At 70.2% G+C, this 14,128-nt stretch carries 14 protein-coding genes and 1 pseudogene; 10 read left to right on the top strand and 5 right to left on the bottom strand.

The window, feature by feature from the left end; translation table 11 throughout:
- From ACBY01_RS12725 to ACBY01_RS12715, 3 genes and pseudogenes are all read left to right on the top strand, one after another.
- Window positions 1–102, top strand: a pseudogene (locus ACBY01_RS12725) (IS481 family transposase); the annotation flags it as partial.
- A 77-nt stretch (window positions 103–179) separates the two neighbouring features.
- On the top strand, window positions 180–1,274 hold the full coding sequence (gene folP / locus ACBY01_RS12720; protein WP_416461255.1) for a dihydropteroate synthase: 1,095 nt from the start codon (window positions 180–182) through the stop codon (window positions 1,272–1,274).
- 170 nt (window positions 1,275–1,444) lie between these two features.
- The gene (locus ACBY01_RS12715) at window positions 1,445–2,077 is read left to right on the top strand and encodes a hypothetical protein (RefSeq protein ID WP_416461254.1); all 633 of its coding nucleotides are present in this window, start codon (window positions 1,445–1,447) and stop codon (window positions 2,075–2,077) included.
- Window positions 2,078–2,093: 16 nt separating this feature from the next.
- Here the strand turns inward: ACBY01_RS12715 and ACBY01_RS12710 are convergent, their stop codons facing one another.
- Window positions 2,094–3,524: a sigma-54-dependent transcriptional regulator gene (locus ACBY01_RS12710; RefSeq protein WP_416461253.1), complete on the bottom strand. Its 1,431-nt coding sequence runs from the start codon at window positions 3,522–3,524 to the stop codon at window positions 2,094–2,096.
- Window positions 3,525–3,663: 139 nt separating this feature from the next.
- On the opposite strand from ACBY01_RS12710, the gene ACBY01_RS12705 reads away from it, so the two are divergent.
- The 6 genes from ACBY01_RS12705 to ACBY01_RS12680 all read left to right on the top strand — a co-directional run bounded on the left by ACBY01_RS12705 (window position 3,664) and on the right by ACBY01_RS12680 (window position 8,544).
- Window positions 3,664–3,789, top strand: a complete 126-nt coding sequence (locus ACBY01_RS12705; RefSeq protein WP_416461252.1) for an aa3-type cytochrome c oxidase subunit IV — start codon at window positions 3,664–3,666, stop codon at window positions 3,787–3,789.
- A gap of 1 nt (window position 3,790) precedes the next feature.
- Window positions 3,791–4,918: a Re/Si-specific NAD(P)(+) transhydrogenase subunit alpha gene (locus ACBY01_RS12700; protein WP_416461251.1), complete on the top strand. Its 1,128-nt coding sequence runs from the start codon at window positions 3,791–3,793 to the stop codon at window positions 4,916–4,918.
- A gap of 8 nt (window positions 4,919–4,926) precedes the next feature.
- Window positions 4,927–5,463 carry a nucleoside 2-deoxyribosyltransferase gene (locus tag ACBY01_RS12695; protein ID WP_416461249.1) on the top strand — a complete coding sequence of 179 codons (537 nt, stop codon included), beginning with the start codon at window positions 4,927–4,929 and terminating at the stop codon, window positions 5,461–5,463.
- Window positions 5,460–5,762 carry an NAD(P) transhydrogenase subunit alpha part 2 gene (locus tag ACBY01_RS12690; RefSeq protein ID WP_416461248.1) on the top strand — a complete coding sequence of 101 codons (303 nt, stop codon included), beginning with the start codon at window positions 5,460–5,462 and terminating at the stop codon, window positions 5,760–5,762. The genes ACBY01_RS12695 and ACBY01_RS12690 overlap by 4 nt, the downstream gene beginning before the upstream one ends.
- Window positions 5,763–5,940: 178 nt before the next feature.
- Entirely contained in the window at window positions 5,941–7,443 is a 1,503-nt protein-coding gene (locus tag ACBY01_RS12685; RefSeq protein WP_416461246.1) for an NAD(P)(+) transhydrogenase (Re/Si-specific) subunit beta, read from the top strand.
- A 111-nt stretch (window positions 7,444–7,554) separates the two neighbouring features.
- Complete coding sequence (locus ACBY01_RS12680; RefSeq protein ID WP_416461245.1) at window positions 7,555–8,544, top strand: hypothetical protein; 990 nt, start codon at window positions 7,555–7,557, stop codon at window positions 8,542–8,544.
- A gap of 46 nt (window positions 8,545–8,590) precedes the next feature.
- On the opposite strand, the gene ACBY01_RS12675 is transcribed toward ACBY01_RS12680, so the two are convergent.
- The 3 genes from ACBY01_RS12675 to ACBY01_RS12665 all read right to left on the bottom strand — a co-directional run bounded on the left by ACBY01_RS12675 (window position 8,591) and on the right by ACBY01_RS12665 (window position 11,058).
- Complete coding sequence (locus tag ACBY01_RS12675) at window positions 8,591–9,898, bottom strand: sensor histidine kinase (protein ID WP_416461257.1); 1,308 nt, start codon at window positions 9,896–9,898, stop codon at window positions 8,591–8,593.
- A gap of 172 nt (window positions 9,899–10,070) precedes the next feature.
- A complete protein-coding gene (locus tag ACBY01_RS12670) occupies window positions 10,071–10,751 on the bottom strand; it encodes a response regulator transcription factor (protein WP_416461244.1) in 681 nt (226 codons plus the stop codon).
- A 19-nt stretch (window positions 10,752–10,770) separates the two neighbouring features.
- Window positions 10,771–11,058: a hypothetical protein gene (locus ACBY01_RS12665; protein WP_416461243.1), complete on the bottom strand. Its 288-nt coding sequence runs from the start codon at window positions 11,056–11,058 to the stop codon at window positions 10,771–10,773.
- A 140-nt stretch (window positions 11,059–11,198) separates the two neighbouring features.
- Between ACBY01_RS12665 and ACBY01_RS12660 the strand changes: the two genes are divergently transcribed.
- Window positions 11,199–12,974, top strand: a complete 1,776-nt coding sequence (locus ACBY01_RS12660) for an ABC-F family ATP-binding cassette domain-containing protein (RefSeq protein ID WP_416461242.1) — start codon at window positions 11,199–11,201, stop codon at window positions 12,972–12,974.
- 309 nt (window positions 12,975–13,283) lie between these two features.
- Here ACBY01_RS12660 and ACBY01_RS12655 read toward each other — a convergent pair whose 3' ends face one another.
- Window positions 13,284–14,102, bottom strand: coding sequence for a DUF815 domain-containing protein (locus ACBY01_RS12655; RefSeq protein ID WP_416461241.1), 819 nt, complete (start codon window positions 14,100–14,102; stop codon window positions 13,284–13,286).
- Between the last annotated feature and the right edge of the window lie 26 nt (window positions 14,103–14,128).

The following is a 14,128-nucleotide window of genomic DNA, read 5'->3' as shown; positions in this document are numbered from 1 at the left end:
AGCGGCCTCACACCCTACGAATACATCGCCAAGCTCTGGACCTCAGAGCCAGAACGCTTCATCGTCAATCCGATCCACCAGATGCCGGGACTGAACACCTAGGCTCCTGCCGACCCACGCAGCACGATGTTGGAAGACGCCCCGTTGCAGCCCGGCGGGCGCTGCGCGAAAGCGGGGGGATGATGCTGCCCCCGCCCGACGCCCGCCTCCACCTCCGGCCGATCCACTTCGTCGACACGCCGGTGGGCCTCGACGGACAGGCCGCGCGGCTGGCGGGTGGGATGCAGTGGTTCGCCGCCTACGAACTGCTCGCCCCCGCCTTCCGCACCACGGTGGCGCTGGCGGACCTCCCGCAGCTGCTCGAGCGGGTATCGAGCGCGCAGGGCGCGCGGCTCCGCATGCTCGACGAACGAATCACCGCGCCGCGCGCGCCGATTCGCGCCGGCGACCGCGTGCTGCGCTTCGACCAGCCGCTGGTCGCCGGGATCCTCAACTGCACGCCCGACAGCTTTTCCGATGGCGGCGCCCACGGCACCGATCCGGAGGCGATCGCCGGCGCCGGCCACGACATGGCGGCGGCGGGCGCGGCGCTGATCGACGTCGGCGGCGAATCGACCCGGCCGGGTGCCACGACCGTGTGGGAAGGCGACGAGATCGCGCGCGTCGTGCCGGTGATCGAGCGGCTGGCGGCGAGCGGCACGCCAGTGTCGATCGACACGCGCAAGGCGAGCGTGATGGAGGCGGCGCTGGCCGCGGGTGCGCATCTGGTCAACGACGTCGCCGCGCTCCGCTTCGATCCGCGCGCGCTCGACGTGGTGGCGCGTGCCGGCTGCCCGGTGGTGCTGATGCACTCGCCCGATCCGGAGAGCGGCGGCCACGCCCGCCCCGGCTACGGCAACGTGCTGACCGAGGTGTTCGACTGGCTGGAGCAGCGGATCGAGGCGGTGGTCGCCGGCGGCGTCGCCCGCGCCAACATTCTGGTCGATCCCGGCATCGGCTTCGGCAAGTCGCTGGCCGAGAACCTGGCGCTGGTCAACGGGCTGGCGATCTTTCACGGCCTCGGCTGCCCCGTCCTGCTCGGCGCCAGCCGCAAGCGGATGATCGGCGCGCTTTCCAACGAGGCGCCCGCCGACCGCCGGCTGGGCGGATCGCTGGCGCTGGCGCTGAAGGGGGCCGAGACCGGCACGCAGCTGCTGCGCGTCCATGACGTACCCGAGACGGTGCAGGCGCTGCGCGTCTGGCGCGGGCTGCGCGATACCGCGCTGGCGGGATAGAAGCGCCGAAGAACACCGCGCGACAACCGAGTCGCAAGCGGAGCGGCAATGAATCCTGACCTTCGTCAGGATGACGGGAGGGGAGCGTTGCGGGCCGTTCGCGAAGGTGGACCCCTGGCGGGGGAAGGCTGCCGAGCGAACCGTTTCGGCCCGCCGATCGTTTCGCCTGCATGAGGAAGCTGCTCCCGATCCTGCTGCTCGCCGGTCTCGGCGCGTGTCAATCCGAGCCCGAGGACAGGGCGCCCAATGCCGCCGCCCCCGCCGAGACGCTGCCGGCGCCCGAGGTCGCACCCTCGCCCTCCCCGGCTCCGGAGGCCGCGACGCCCACCCCGGCCGCGTCGGAGAGCCCTGCTGTCGGCCGCGTATCGCGCTACACCAGCCTCGACGAGTGCCAGCTGGTACGCTCGGCGCCCGAGGAAGCGGGATTCTTCGAGTCGACCTGTCCGGGCCTCGGCGGCTATCGGCTGACGCTCGTCGAGGCCGACGGGCGGCACAATCTGATGATCGTTGCCGACGACACCCAGCATAACCTCCGCCTGCCCTCGATCGGCAGCGGCGGCTTCAGCGAACTGGGCAAGCGGATCGAGTGGCGCGGGCGCGAAGAGGACGGCCGCTTCCGCCCCGATGCGCTGATCCTGCGCTATGCCGTGGTGGAGAATCCCGACCAGCCGTCGCGGCCGACCTCCTATCTGCTGTCGGTGTCGCTGGCGCAGACGCCGTGCCTATCCGCGAAGATCGCGCCCGGCGCGGACCAGAACGCGCGTGCCCGCGCGGTGGCGGACGGGCCGCGGCGCTGTCTGTGAGGCACCCCGAGGCGGATCACGCCGCGCTCTGGTCGATCCCCAGTTCGCCCAGCTTGCGGTAGAGCGTCGAGCGGCCGATGCCGAGGCGGCGGGCGACTTCGCTCATCCGCCCACGATAATGGCCGATCGCCAGCCGGATCACGTCCGCCTCGATCTCGTCGAGCGCGCGCAGGTTGCCGTCGGGGCGGAACAGCGTGACGCCGGCCTCGGTCGGCCGGATCGGCGTCGGCCGGCGGCCGGTGTCCTCGTCGGAACGCTGCGCGATCTGCGGGAAGTCGGCCAGCGTCAGCACGTCGCGCTCGCACAGCACCGCGGCGCGGAACAGCGCGTTCTGGAGCTGGCGGACGTTGCCCGGCCAGTCGTAGCCCGCGAGCAGCGACAGCGCCTCGTCGGTAATGCCGAGCGGCCGCAGCCCCGGCTGCCGCCCGATTCGCGCCAGCAGATGGCGCGCGAGCGGCCCCACGTCGCCGGGGCGCTCGCGCAGGGGCGGGATGGTCAGCTGGACGACGTTGAGGCGGTAATAGAGGTCCTCGCGGAACCGCCCGGCCTCGACCTCGTCGACCAGCGTGCGGTCGGTCGCGGCGATCACGCGCACGTCGACGCTGCGCGCATAGGCGGCGCCGATCGGCCGCACCTCGCCCGACAGAATCGCGTCGAGCAGCTTGGCCTGGACCGGCAGCGGCATCTCGCCGACCTCGTCGAGGAACAGCGTGCTGCCGTCGGCTTCCTCGAATCGGCCGGTGCGGCGTTCGAACGCGCCGGGAAAGGCGCCCTTCTCGTGGCCGAACAGCGCGCTCTCGATCTGATTCGCCGGCGTCGATCCACAGTTGAGGTGCACCATCGGCCGGCGTGCGCGCGGCGATGCGGCGTGGATCGCCTCGGCCAGCATTTCCTTGCCGACGCCGCTCTCGCCCTCGATCAGCACGGGGACTCGCGCCCGCGCCGCCTTGGCCGCGATCGCGAGGGCCGCGCGGAACTGCGGTGCCGAACCGACCACCTCGTCGAAGGCCAGCGGCATCGACAGCTTTTCGGCAAGTGGCCGCAGCTCGCCCGAGTCCTCGGCCCCTGCCGCCGCGTCGAGCGCGGCGAGCAGCCGTTCGGGCACCAGCGGCTTGACCAGGAAGTCGCTGGCGCCGGCACGCATCGCCGCGACCGCGTGCGCGACCGAACCGTCGGCAGTGAGCATCAGCAGCGGCAGCGCGGGGCGGTTGCGGCGCAGCGCCGCGATCAGCCCGGCGAGCGCCGACTCGCCGTCCGGAAAGCGATGGTCGAGCAGGATCGCGTCGAGCGTATGCCCGTCGGGCGTCGCGAGCGTCGCCAGCGCCGAATCGACGTCCTCCTCGAAGATCGTGCGCCAGCCGCGGCGGGCGGCGATCACCGCGATCAGCCGGCGCTGCGCGGGGTCGTCGTCAATCACCATCAGCAGGCGCTGGCCGTTGCGCGTCATCCCCGCCTCCCCAAATCCTGTCGCGCCGTCGCTATAGCACGGAAGGTAAAGAGCAGCTTAAGCCTACCGGCGCGGGGTTGGCGCGCCGGGACGACGGGTCTAAGCTCGTCCCGAACAGGAAACTGCAGGGGATCCGAGCATGGCCGGCAATGGCGATCTGACTGCCCACACGGGTACGTACCACGGCTTCCTCGCGATGGTGAAATGGGCGACGATCGTGGTCCTTCTCGTCGCCGCCTTCGTGGTGTGGCTGATCGCCGCCTGACATGAAGATCGCCGTCCCGTCCGAAACGGCCGCCGGTGAGCCGCGCGTCGCCGCGACTCCGGAAACCGTCAAGAAGTTCGTCCAACTCGGTGCAGACGTGGCCGTCCAGGCCGGCGCCGGCGCCGCCGCCTCGTACGACGACTCGGCCTATGCCGCCGCCGGCGCGACGCTCGGCAGCCGTGCCGAGGTGCTCACCGGCGCCGACGTGGTGCTGGGCGTGCAGGGCCCCACCCCCGAGTCGCTTGCCGGCATCCAGCGGGGCGCCTGGCTGGTCGCGGGGCTCAACCCGTTCGGCGAGCGCGCCCGAGTCGACGCCTACGCCGCACTGGGGATCGACGCGCTGGCGATGGAGTGGATGCCGCGCATCACCCGCGCCCAGTCAATGGACATCCTGTCGTCGCAGTCGAACCTCGCCGGCTACAAGGCCGTCATCGACGCTGCCGCCGCCTATGGCCGCGCCTTCCCGATGATGATGACCGCGGCGGGCACCGTCTCGGCCGCGCGCGTGTTCGTGATGGGCGTCGGCGTCGCGGGGCTCCAGGCGATCGCGACCGCGCGCCGGCTGGGTGCGCAGGTCTCCGCCACCGACGTGCGCTCGGCGACGAAGGAGCAGATCCAGTCGCTCGGCGCCAAGCCGATCTTCGTCGAGAACGTCGCGGGGATCGAGGGCGAGGGCAGCGGCGGCTATGCTACCGAAATGTCGCCCGAGTATCAGAAGGCGCAGGCCGAGCTCGTCTCCAGCCACCTCGCCAAGCAGGACGTGGTGATCACCACGGCGCTGATTCCCGGCAAGCCGGCGCCGCGGCTGATCTCCGACGCGCAGCTCCAGACGATGCGCCCCGGCAGCATTGTCGTCGACCTGGCCATCGAGCAGGGCGGCAACGTCGAGGGGGCGGTCGCGGGCGAGGTGGTCGAGCGCCACGGCGTGCGCATCCTCGGCCACCGCAACGTTCCCGGCCGGCTCGCCGCCGACGCCTCGGCGCTGTTCGCGCGCAACCTCTACAACTTCCTCTCGGCCTATTGGGACAAGGACGCCGGACGACCGGTGCTGCCCGACGACGACGAGGTGACGCAGGGCATTCGCCTGACGCAGGGCGGCACGGTGGTGCACCCGCGGCTGCAGGCCTGACCGCCGGCATGGCGCTTCGTCTTTATCTCGCCGGCCCCGACGTGTTCCTGCCCGACGCTCCCGCAGTCGCACGCGCGAAGCTCGCGCGTTGCTCGGCGCTGGGATTCGAGGGGATCTTCCCGTTCGACGTCGAGGCGAGCCCCTCGGCCAGCGGCAGCTTCGAGGACGGCGTGGCGATCTATCGCGCCAATCTGGCGCGGATGCGTTCGGCCGATGCGATCGTCGCCAACCTCACCCCGTTCCGCGGGGTGGGTGCCGACAGCGGCACGGCGTTCGAGCTGGGGTTCTTCGCCGCGCTCGACCGGCCGATCCACGGCTATTCGTCGGCCGCGGAGGACTTTGCGACCCGGATGCGCGTGCTCGTCGGCGACGACGGCGATTCGGTGGTCGAGGATTTCGGCCATCACGACAATCTGATGCTGGGCGGCGCGGTCGCCGCGCACGGGCAATGGGTGACGGTGGCGGACGGCGATCCGGCGGCGATGGCGGCCTTCGACGCCTGCCTCGCCGCACTCGCCGGCAACGACGGAAGGACACGGCCATGAACTTCGTCTCGATCCTGTCGATCTTCGTGCTGGCGTGCTTCGTCGGCTATTATGTCGTCTGGTCGGTCACCCCGGCGCTGCACACGCCGCTGATGGCGGTGACGAACGCGATCTCCTCGGTGATCATCGTCGGCGCGCTGGTCGCGGGTGCCGCCTCGGGCGCGCCGGGCTCCAAATGGCTCGGCCTGCTGGGCGTGGTGCTGGCAAGCATCAACATCTTCGGCGGCTTCGCCGTCACCGAGCGGATGCTGGCGATGTACAAGAAGAAGGAGCGACCGGACGCGGCCGCCAAGCACTAGGTCGTCCTCCCGGCGAAGGCCGTCGGGGTATATTCGACGTCATCCTGACGAAGGTCAGGATCCATTGCCGCTCCGCCTGAATTCCAGATGGAGCGTGTCTGGATGCTGACGTTCGTCAGCATGATGGTGGAGGTTTGCAGGTTTCACCGGCCGGCGTGGACGGAAAAGGGGGTTCAGGATGGAACATACGGCTTCGGTTAACCCCTGGGTGGCGCTGGCCTATCTGATCGCGGGCGTGTGCTTCATCCTCGCGCTGCGCGGACTCTCCTCCCCCGCCACGTCGCGGCGCGGCAACCGCCTCGGCATGATCGGCATGGGCATCGCGGTGGTGACCACCTTGCTGACGCACCTGCCGATGGCCGCGAACCCGTATGGCGGAAGCGCTGCCGCAATCGAGCACGGACTCCAGTTTTTGCCTGACTGGATCACCCTTCTCGAAATCCTCGGCGCGATCGGGCTGGGCGCCGTCATCGGCCTCGTCATCGCGCGGCGGATCGCGATGACGGCGATGCCGCAGCTGGTCGCCGCCTTCCACTCGCTGGTCGGGCTGGCCGCGGTGCTGGTCGCCGCCGCCGCCTTCCTCAACCCGATCGCGTTCGGCATCGCCGAGCTGGTGGTGCCGCTGATCGGCCAGCCGTTCGCGGCGATCCATCCGGTCAGCCGGATCGAGATGACGCTGGGCGCCGCGATCGGCGCGATCACCTTCTCCGGATCGGTGATCGCCTTCCTCAAGCTCAACGGCTCGATGTCGGGCAAGCCGATCCTGCTGCCGGGCCGGCACTTCATCAACCTGGGCGTGCTCGGCCTCATCCTCGCGCTGACGGCACAGTTCGCGCACACCCAGACGCCGTGGATGTTCTGGGCCGTGACGCTGCTCGCCTTCGTGGTCGGCTTCCTGCTGATCGTGCCGATCGGCGGCGCGGACATGCCGGTCGTGGTGTCGATGCTCAACAGCTATTCGGGCTGGGCGGCGGCGGCGATGGGCTTCACGCTCGAAAACAGCGCGATGATCATCACCGGCGCGCTGGTCGGCAGCTCGGGCGCGATCCTCAGCTATATCATGTGCCGCGCGATGAACCGCAGCTTCCTGAGCGTCATCGCCGGCGGGTTCGGCGCGGAGAGCGCGGCCGGCGGCGGTGAGGCGATCGACCGGCCGTGGAAGCGCGGCTCGGCAGAGGATGCCGCCTTCCTGATGAGCCAGGCCGAGCAGGTCGTCATCGTCCCGGGCTACGGCATGGCGGTCGCGCAGGCGCAGCACGCGGTGCGCGAGATGGCCGACAAGCTCAAGGCTCACGGCGTTCGCGTCAAATACGCCATCCATCCGGTGGCGGGCCGCATGCCCGGCCACATGAACGTGCTGCTGGCCGAGGCGAACGTCCCCTATGACGAGGTGTTCGAGCTGGAGGACATCAACGCCGAGTTCGCGCAGACCGACGTCGCCTTCGTGATCGGCGCCAACGACGTCACCAACCCCTCGGCCAAGACCGACAAGAGCTCGCCGATCTACGGCATGCCGGTGCTCGACGTGGAGAAGGCCAAGACCGTGCTCTTCGTCAAGCGCTCGATGGGCGGGGTGGGCTATGCCGGCGTCGACAACCCGGTGTTCTACATGGACAACACCATGATGCTGCTCGCCGACGCCAAGAAGATGACAGAAGAGATCGTGAAGGCGATCGATTGATACGGAGCCTCGACTGTGGCAGGTAAAGACCCGTAATGGGTGCTTAACGCCTGATTCACGATGGGGACTTGCTGCATGCTGGAACCGTCTTCGCTCGCTTCAGAGGCTTCGATGGACGGTCCGGACCCCCACGGCGGGTATAGCAACGCGGCGACGGTGTTCCTCGCCGCCGACGACCCCGCCAGCATCGAGGCTGCGGAGCAGGCGGCGGCGCTGGCGGGGACGCGCGTGGTCGCGCGCAGCGACTTCCAGCATCTCGGCGGCGCGTTGCCGCTGCTCGCCGCGCTCGACATCGTCCTGATCGAGGCCGGACGCGCCAGCCCGGGCGAGCTCGACCGGCTGCTGCTGCGGGGCCAGTCGCTCGCCGAGCAATATGGCGCGCGACTCGTCGTCTGCTTCAGCGAGGGGCAGCTCGACCAGGTCGCCGCGCAGGTGACCGCGTCGGGCATGCAACTGCTGTGCGAGCCCGACGTCGCCGATCGAGTCGCGGCGCTGGCGATCGCCGGCCGTCCGACCACCGTCCAGTTCCACAGCAGCGTGCACGAACACGACAACGAACTGCGCCGCTTGAGCGAAGAGGTCGCGCGCATCGCCGAGGCGATCAAGCGGATGAGTCCGGCCGACGGACACGGTGGGGGTATCCGCGGCGCTGGCAACGGGCACGAGCGGCCCGGCTTCGCCGCGCAACAGGCCGATGGCCACGGCTTCGAGCTTCCGCACGGAACGCGGCACGACGGCGCCGGCGAGCAGTCGCTGCCGCAACCCGCCGCGATCCGATCGGTGATCCGCGCACGGCGGCTGCGCGCGCAGTTCTTCGACGCGCAGCTGTTCGCCGACCCGGCGTGGGACATGCTGCTCGACCTGATGGCCGCCCGGCTGGAGCGGGCGTCGGTCTCGGTCTCCAGCCTGTGCATCGCCGCCGCCGTACCGCCCACCACCGCGCTACGCTGGATCACCACCATGACCGAGGCGGGCCTGTTCGAGCGCGAAGACGACCCGCTCGACCGCCGCCGCGCCTATATCGCCCTCACCGAAACGGCGTTCGAAGGCATGCGCGGCTACACCGCCGCGGTCAAACGCATGGGGCTGGCGATCTTCTGAGCGACGCGCGGGCGACCGATCAGCGCATCGTGCTCCGTTCCCGCGCTCAGCCGAAAGCCGGCAGGCGCAGCCGCACCAGCAGGCCGCCCAGATCCTCGCTCTCTTCCAGCGTGACGGTGCCTTCGTAGATCTCGGCGACGTCGCGCACGATCGCGAGGCCGAGGCCCGTGCCGGGCTTGCCGCTGTCGAGCCGGACGCCGCGGTCGAAGATCCGCTGGCGATCGGCCTCGGGAATGCCGACGCCGTCGTCCTCGACCTGGATTTCGGCGAACCCCATGTCGGCGCGCACCGTCACGAACACGCTGCCGCCGCCGTATTTGGCGGCATTCTCGACGAGATTGCCGAGAATTTCGTCCAGATCCTGCCGCTCGATGCGGGCAATGAGGTCGCGCGCACCGTCCACGTCGACTCGGACGGTGGGATAGAGCCGCCCGACCGCGCGCTCCACCGCCTCGACCGACGGCCAGACCGGGGTGCGGCTGTGCGCGCTGCCGCGACGCCCGACCGCCCGCGCGCGGGCGAGATGGTGATCGACCTGGCGGCGCATCGTCCGCGCCTCGCGAACCACCGTGTCGGCGAGATCGTCCTGCCCCGCCGCGGCGGCGTTCATGATGACGGTGAGCGGCGTCTTGAGCGCATGCGCCAGATTGCCGGCGTGGCGCCGCGCCTCCTCGGCCTGCCGGTCGTTGTGCTCGACCAGCGCGTTGAGCTCCTCGACCATCGGCGCGACCTCGGCGGGCATCGCCCCCTCCAGCCGCGCCGCCTCGCCGCCGCGCAGCCGCGCGATCGCGTAGCGCAGCTTGCGCAACGGCAGCAGCCCGTACCAGGTCTGCAACGCCGCCATCACGATCAGTCCGAGCCCGAGCAGCAGGAAGCTGCGCACCAGCGTGCGGCGCAGCGCCAGGATCTGCGCGTCGAGCACCTCCGTCGATTCGGCGACCTGGAAGCGCCAGCGCACCGGCGAGCCCGGCAGCATCACGTCGCGCTCGACGATCCGCAGCTTCTCGTCCGGGAACGCGTCGCTTTCGTAGGTGTGGATGTCCTTATCGTGGTGCAGCGCCCCTTCGGGCAGCTTGCGGTCCCACAGCGACCGCGAGGGATAGATCTCGTACCCCTTGCCGCTGACCTGCCAATACAGCCCCGATCCGGGCTCGAGGAAGCGCTGGTCGCCCAGCGTGCGGTTGAACAGCACCTCGCCGTCCGGGCCGATCTCCGCCGTCACCATCATCGAGGTGAGCAGATAGTCGAGCTGGTCGTCGAAGTTGCGGGTGATGGCCGAGCTCAGCACCCGATCGAGCGCGTAGCCGCCGCCCGCGAGCAGCACGAGAATCCACGCCGCCGCGATCAGGATCATGCGGCGGCTGAGCGACCCCGTCACCCGCACGTAGCTGCGCGGCGCCGGATCGCCCGGCCGCGGCTGCACCGGCGTCGCCGGCTTCTCGCGCCGCGACGCCCAGGTGTCGAGCAATCCGCCCCAGGGTCTCATCGTCCGCCCGCCCTCACCCGGTGCGAAGCGCGGCCGCGCGTCACGCCACCGGCGCAGGCGCGCCCGGCTCGTCGAGGCTGTAGCCGAGACCCCGGATCGTGGTGATCACGTCCGGACCCAGCTTCTTGCGGATGCGCGTGACGAACACTTCGATGGTGTTCGAATCACGATCGAAATCCTGGTCGTAGATGTGCTCGATCAGCTCGGTGCGGCTGACCACCTTGCCCTTGTGGTGGATCAGGTAGCTGAGCAGCTTGTATTCCTGCGCGGTGAGCTTGACCGGCTCGCCCGCCTTGGTGACCTTGCCCGACCGCGTGTCGAGACGGATGTCGCCGGCGATCAGCTCGGCCGAGGCGTTGCCCGAGGCGCGGCGGATCAGCGCACGCAGCCGGGCGATCAGTTCCTCGGTCTGGAACGGCTTGGCGACATAGTCGTCGGCGCCCGCGTCGAGCCCGGCGACCTTGTCGGACCAGCTGTCGCGCGCGGTGAGCACCAGCACCGGCGCGGTGCGGCCTTCCTTGCGCCAGCGGTCGAGCACGGTCAGCCCGTCGATCTCGGGCAGGCCCAGATCGAGGATGATCGCGTCGTAGGTTTCGGTGGAGCCGAGGAAATGCCCCTCCTCGCCGTCGGTGGCGAGGTCGACGGCATAGCCCGCCCCTTCCAGCGTAGCCCGCAGCTGCCGGCCCAGATTCGGTTCGTCCTCGACGATCAGAACGCGCATTCTCACCCTTTCCGAGGCTTCATGGTCCCGTGCGGCCGACGATCCGCCCGGTGCGGCCGTCGACATCGACCCAGATCACCGCGCCATCGCGCAGGAACTTGAGCGTGTAAATGGCGCTGTCGGCGTCGAAGTCGAACCCCAGATACTGCGCGCCGCGCATTGCGCCCACGACGCGGCGCTCGATCTCGCGCAGCGGCAGGATCTGGCCCTGCTTGCGGCCTTCCATCGCCGCTTCCTGGTCGCCGCGATGGCGTTGCACGCCGGCCACGGGGGCCGCAGCCGCTGCCACAGGCAGCAGCGCGCACACGCAGAGACCGGCTCGAACCAACATCCTCATACTGGTTGGCATAGGGGGAGCGCGTTGAATAGCCTATGAATATGCCCAGCGGACCAGGTGTTGCACGGCGGCAACTTGCTCCGTCGGCGGCGGCCGCCTACCTGCCCGGCATGGCAGCACCCATCTTGAGCTACGAGGGCCTCGGCCTGATCCAGGGATCCGGCTGGCTGTTCCGCGGCCTGGACCTGCATATCGGCCAGCGCGACCGGCTGGCGTTGATCGGGCGCAACGGCGCGGGCAAGTCGACGCTGCTGCGGCTGATCGCCGGTACGCTCGATTCCGACGAAGGCCGCCGGACGATGGTGCCGGGCACGCGCGTCGTGCTGCTGGAGCAGGATCCCGACGTCTCCGGCTTCGCGACGCTGCACGACTTCGCCTGTCACGGCGAGGATGCCGCCGCGACGCATGAGGTGGAGGCGATCGCCGACCAGCTCGGCATCGACCTGTCGCGCGAGGCGGCGACCGCCAGCGGCGGCGAGCGGCGCCGCGCCGCGATCGCGCGCGCGCTGGCGATGCAGCCCGACGTGCTGCTGCTCGACGAGCCGACCAACCACCTCGACCTCTCGGCGATCGAATGGCTGGAGGAATGGCTCGGCCGCTTCACCGGCGCCTTCGTCGCGATCAGCCACGACCGGACCTTCCTGACCCGGCTGACGCGGTCGACGCTGTGGCTGGACCGCGGCACCATCCGCCGCAACGAGATCGGCTTCGGCGGGTTCGACGCCTGGATGGACACGGTGCAGGCCGAGGAGCAGCGCGCCGCCGAGAAGCTCGACGCCAAGCTCAAGATCGAGGAGCACTGGCTGCACCGCGGCGTGACGGCACGGCGCAAGCGCAACCAGGGCCGGCTCGAGGCGCTGCACAAGATGCGCGCCGAACGCGCGGCGATGACGGGGCCGCAGGGCACCGCCAAGCTCGCGGTGGAGAGCGACGACACCAAGACCAAGGTGGTCATCGACGCGGAGCACGTCACCAAGGCGTTCGGCGACCGTACCGTCATCAAGGACTTCTCGCTGCGCGTGCGGCGCGGCGACCGCATCGGCATCGTCGGCGGCAACGGCGCCGGCAAGACGACGCTGCTGCGCATGCTGACCGGCGAGCTGGCGCCGGATTTGGGCAAGATCACCCGCGCCAAGACGCTCGACGGCATCGTCATCGACCAGCAGCGCAAGCTGATGGCGCCGGAAAAGCGCGTGCGCGACGTGCTCGCCGACGGCGGCGACTGGATCGAGGTGCTGGGCGTGAAGAAGCACGTCCACGGCTATTTGAAGGAATTCCTGTTCGACCCGAGCATCGCCGAGGCGAAGATCGGCACGCTGTCCGGCGGCGAGCGTTCGCGGCTGCTGCTCGCGCGCGAGTTCGCGCGGCATTCCAACCTGCTGGTGCTCGACGAGCCGACCAACGACCTCGACCTGGAGACGCTCGACCTGTTGCAGGAGGTGATCGGCGACTATGCCGGCACCGTGCTGATCGTCAGCCACGATCGCGATTTCCTCGACCGCACGGTGACGGTGACGCTGGGGCTCGACGGATCGGGCACGGTCGACGTGGTGGTAGGCGGCTACGCCGACTGGGAAGCGCGCCGCAAGCCGAAGGCCGAGCCGCGGAAGGCGAAGGCGGTCGCGGCCGAGCCAGTGCGGACCAAGCCCACCAAGCTCAGCTACAAGGACCAGCGCGACTACGACCTGCTGCCCGGCGAGATCGAGAAGCTGGAGCAGGCGATCGCCCGCGACGAGGCCGCGCTCGCCGACGCCGATCTCTATGCGCGCGACCCCAAGAAGTTCGACGCGCTGATGGCCGCCGTCGCCAAGGCGCGCGCCGACAAGGACGCGGCGGAGGAACGCTGGCTGGAGCTCGCCGAACAGGCCGAAGCGCTGGCGGGGTGATTCGCGCTCCTGCGGATGCAGGAGCACGGTGTCGCAGCTGACCGGACGCTCGGTCGAACAAGCCCGCCCGAATCGAAAGGCTCATCCTCGGCGACCGCAGACTTTCTGCGATGAAGACGCCAACCCTTCCTTCCGTCATCCTGACGGAAGTCAGGATCCATTGCCGCTCCGCCTGAAGCAGGGGCGTTGCGTGTCTGGATGCTGACTTCCGTCAGCATGATGAAGACGGGTCGAGGCTCTCGTGCGGGTTCGCGGAGCGCCCGGTTTCACTTGGCGGGGCAGCCGTAGAAGCCGCCGCTCCCATCCAATCTACAGCGCCCGCCCGTGGCGCCCCGCCAGGTCGGTGACATACTGCCACGCCACCCGCCCCGAGCGGCTGCCGCGCCGGGTCGCCCACCCGACCGCATCCCCCGCGTCGAACGGCAGGTCGTGCGCCGCGCAATAGCCGGCGACGATCGCCAGATACGCGTCCTGGTCGACGACGTGGAATCCCAGGCTCAGCCCGAAGCGGTCGGCGAGCGCAAGGCTATCGTCGACCGAATCGCGCGGGTTGATCGCGCTCGCCTGTTCGGCGAGGTCGCGGGGCATCAGGTGGCGGCGGTTGGAGGTCACCACCAGCCGCGCATTGGCCGGCCGCGCCTCCGCCCCCCCTTGCAGCAGCGAGCGCAGCGCGCGCGCCTCGCCCGGATGCTCGAAGCCGAGGTCGTCGAGGAAGATCGCAAAAGCGCGGTCGGCGCCCGCGATCGCGGCGAACAGCTGGGGCAGCGTCTCCAGCCGCGGCGTCACCACCTCGACCAGCGCGAGCGCGGCGCCCTCCGCCTGCACCGCGGCGACCGCGCTCTTCACCAGCGCCGACTTGCCGGTGCCGCGCGCGCCCCACAGCAGCACGTCCTGCGCGGCGACGCCATCGGCCAGCCGTCGGAGGTTAGCGACGAACGCCAGCTTCTGCGCGTCCATGCCCGACAGCAGGTCGAGCGGCAGCGGATCGAACGCCCGCGCCGCCTTCAGCACCGTCCCGTCCCACAGATAGGCCGGATTTGCGAGCGGGTCGGCCGCAGGCGGCGGCGGCGGCGCAAGGCGTTCGAGCGCGGCGGCGATGCGGGCGAGCGTGTCGGTCGGTGCGTCCATGCTGCCTGCGCTACCCGCCGCCGGCC

It is taken from the genome of Sphingomonas mangrovi (assembly GCF_047975845.1).
Taxonomy (GTDB): domain Bacteria; phylum Pseudomonadota; class Alphaproteobacteria; order Sphingomonadales; family Sphingomonadaceae; genus Sphingomonas.
Note: the sequence above shows the minus strand (reverse complement) of the source record. Positions and strands in the feature narration are given on the sequence as shown.

What these genes read in the sequence shown, in the direction of transcription:
- folP (WP_416461255.1), top strand. Translation starts at nt 180, where the DNA reads ATGATGCTGCCCCCGCCCGACGCCCGCCTCCACCTCCGGCCGATCCAC.
- ACBY01_RS12715 (WP_416461254.1), top strand. Translation starts at nt 1,445, where the DNA reads ATGAGGAAGCTGCTCCCGATCCTGCTGCTCGCCGGTCTCGGCGCGTGT.
- ACBY01_RS12710 (WP_416461253.1), bottom strand. Translation starts at nt 3,524, where the DNA reads ATGACGCGCAACGGCCAGCGCCTGCTGATGGTGATTGACGACGACCCC.
- ACBY01_RS12705 (WP_416461252.1), top strand. Translation starts at nt 3,664, where the DNA reads ATGGCCGGCAATGGCGATCTGACTGCCCACACGGGTACGTACCACGGC.
- ACBY01_RS12700 (WP_416461251.1), top strand. Translation starts at nt 3,791, where the DNA reads ATGAAGATCGCCGTCCCGTCCGAAACGGCCGCCGGTGAGCCGCGCGTC.
- ACBY01_RS12695 (WP_416461249.1), top strand. Translation starts at nt 4,927, where the DNA reads ATGGCGCTTCGTCTTTATCTCGCCGGCCCCGACGTGTTCCTGCCCGAC.
- ACBY01_RS12690 (WP_416461248.1), top strand. Translation starts at nt 5,460, where the DNA reads ATGAACTTCGTCTCGATCCTGTCGATCTTCGTGCTGGCGTGCTTCGTC.
- ACBY01_RS12685 (WP_416461246.1), top strand. Translation starts at nt 5,941, where the DNA reads ATGGAACATACGGCTTCGGTTAACCCCTGGGTGGCGCTGGCCTATCTG.
- ACBY01_RS12680 (WP_416461245.1), top strand. Translation starts at nt 7,555, where the DNA reads ATGGACGGTCCGGACCCCCACGGCGGGTATAGCAACGCGGCGACGGTG.
- ACBY01_RS12675 (WP_416461257.1), bottom strand. Translation starts at nt 9,898, where the DNA reads ATGATCCTGATCGCGGCGGCGTGGATTCTCGTGCTGCTCGCGGGCGGC.
- ACBY01_RS12670 (WP_416461244.1), bottom strand. Translation starts at nt 10,751, where the DNA reads ATGCGCGTTCTGATCGTCGAGGACGAACCGAATCTGGGCCGGCAGCTG.
- ACBY01_RS12660 (WP_416461242.1), top strand. Translation starts at nt 11,199, where the DNA reads ATGGCAGCACCCATCTTGAGCTACGAGGGCCTCGGCCTGATCCAGGGA.
- ACBY01_RS12655 (WP_416461241.1), bottom strand. Translation starts at nt 14,102, where the DNA reads ATGGACGCACCGACCGACACGCTCGCCCGCATCGCCGCCGCGCTCGAA.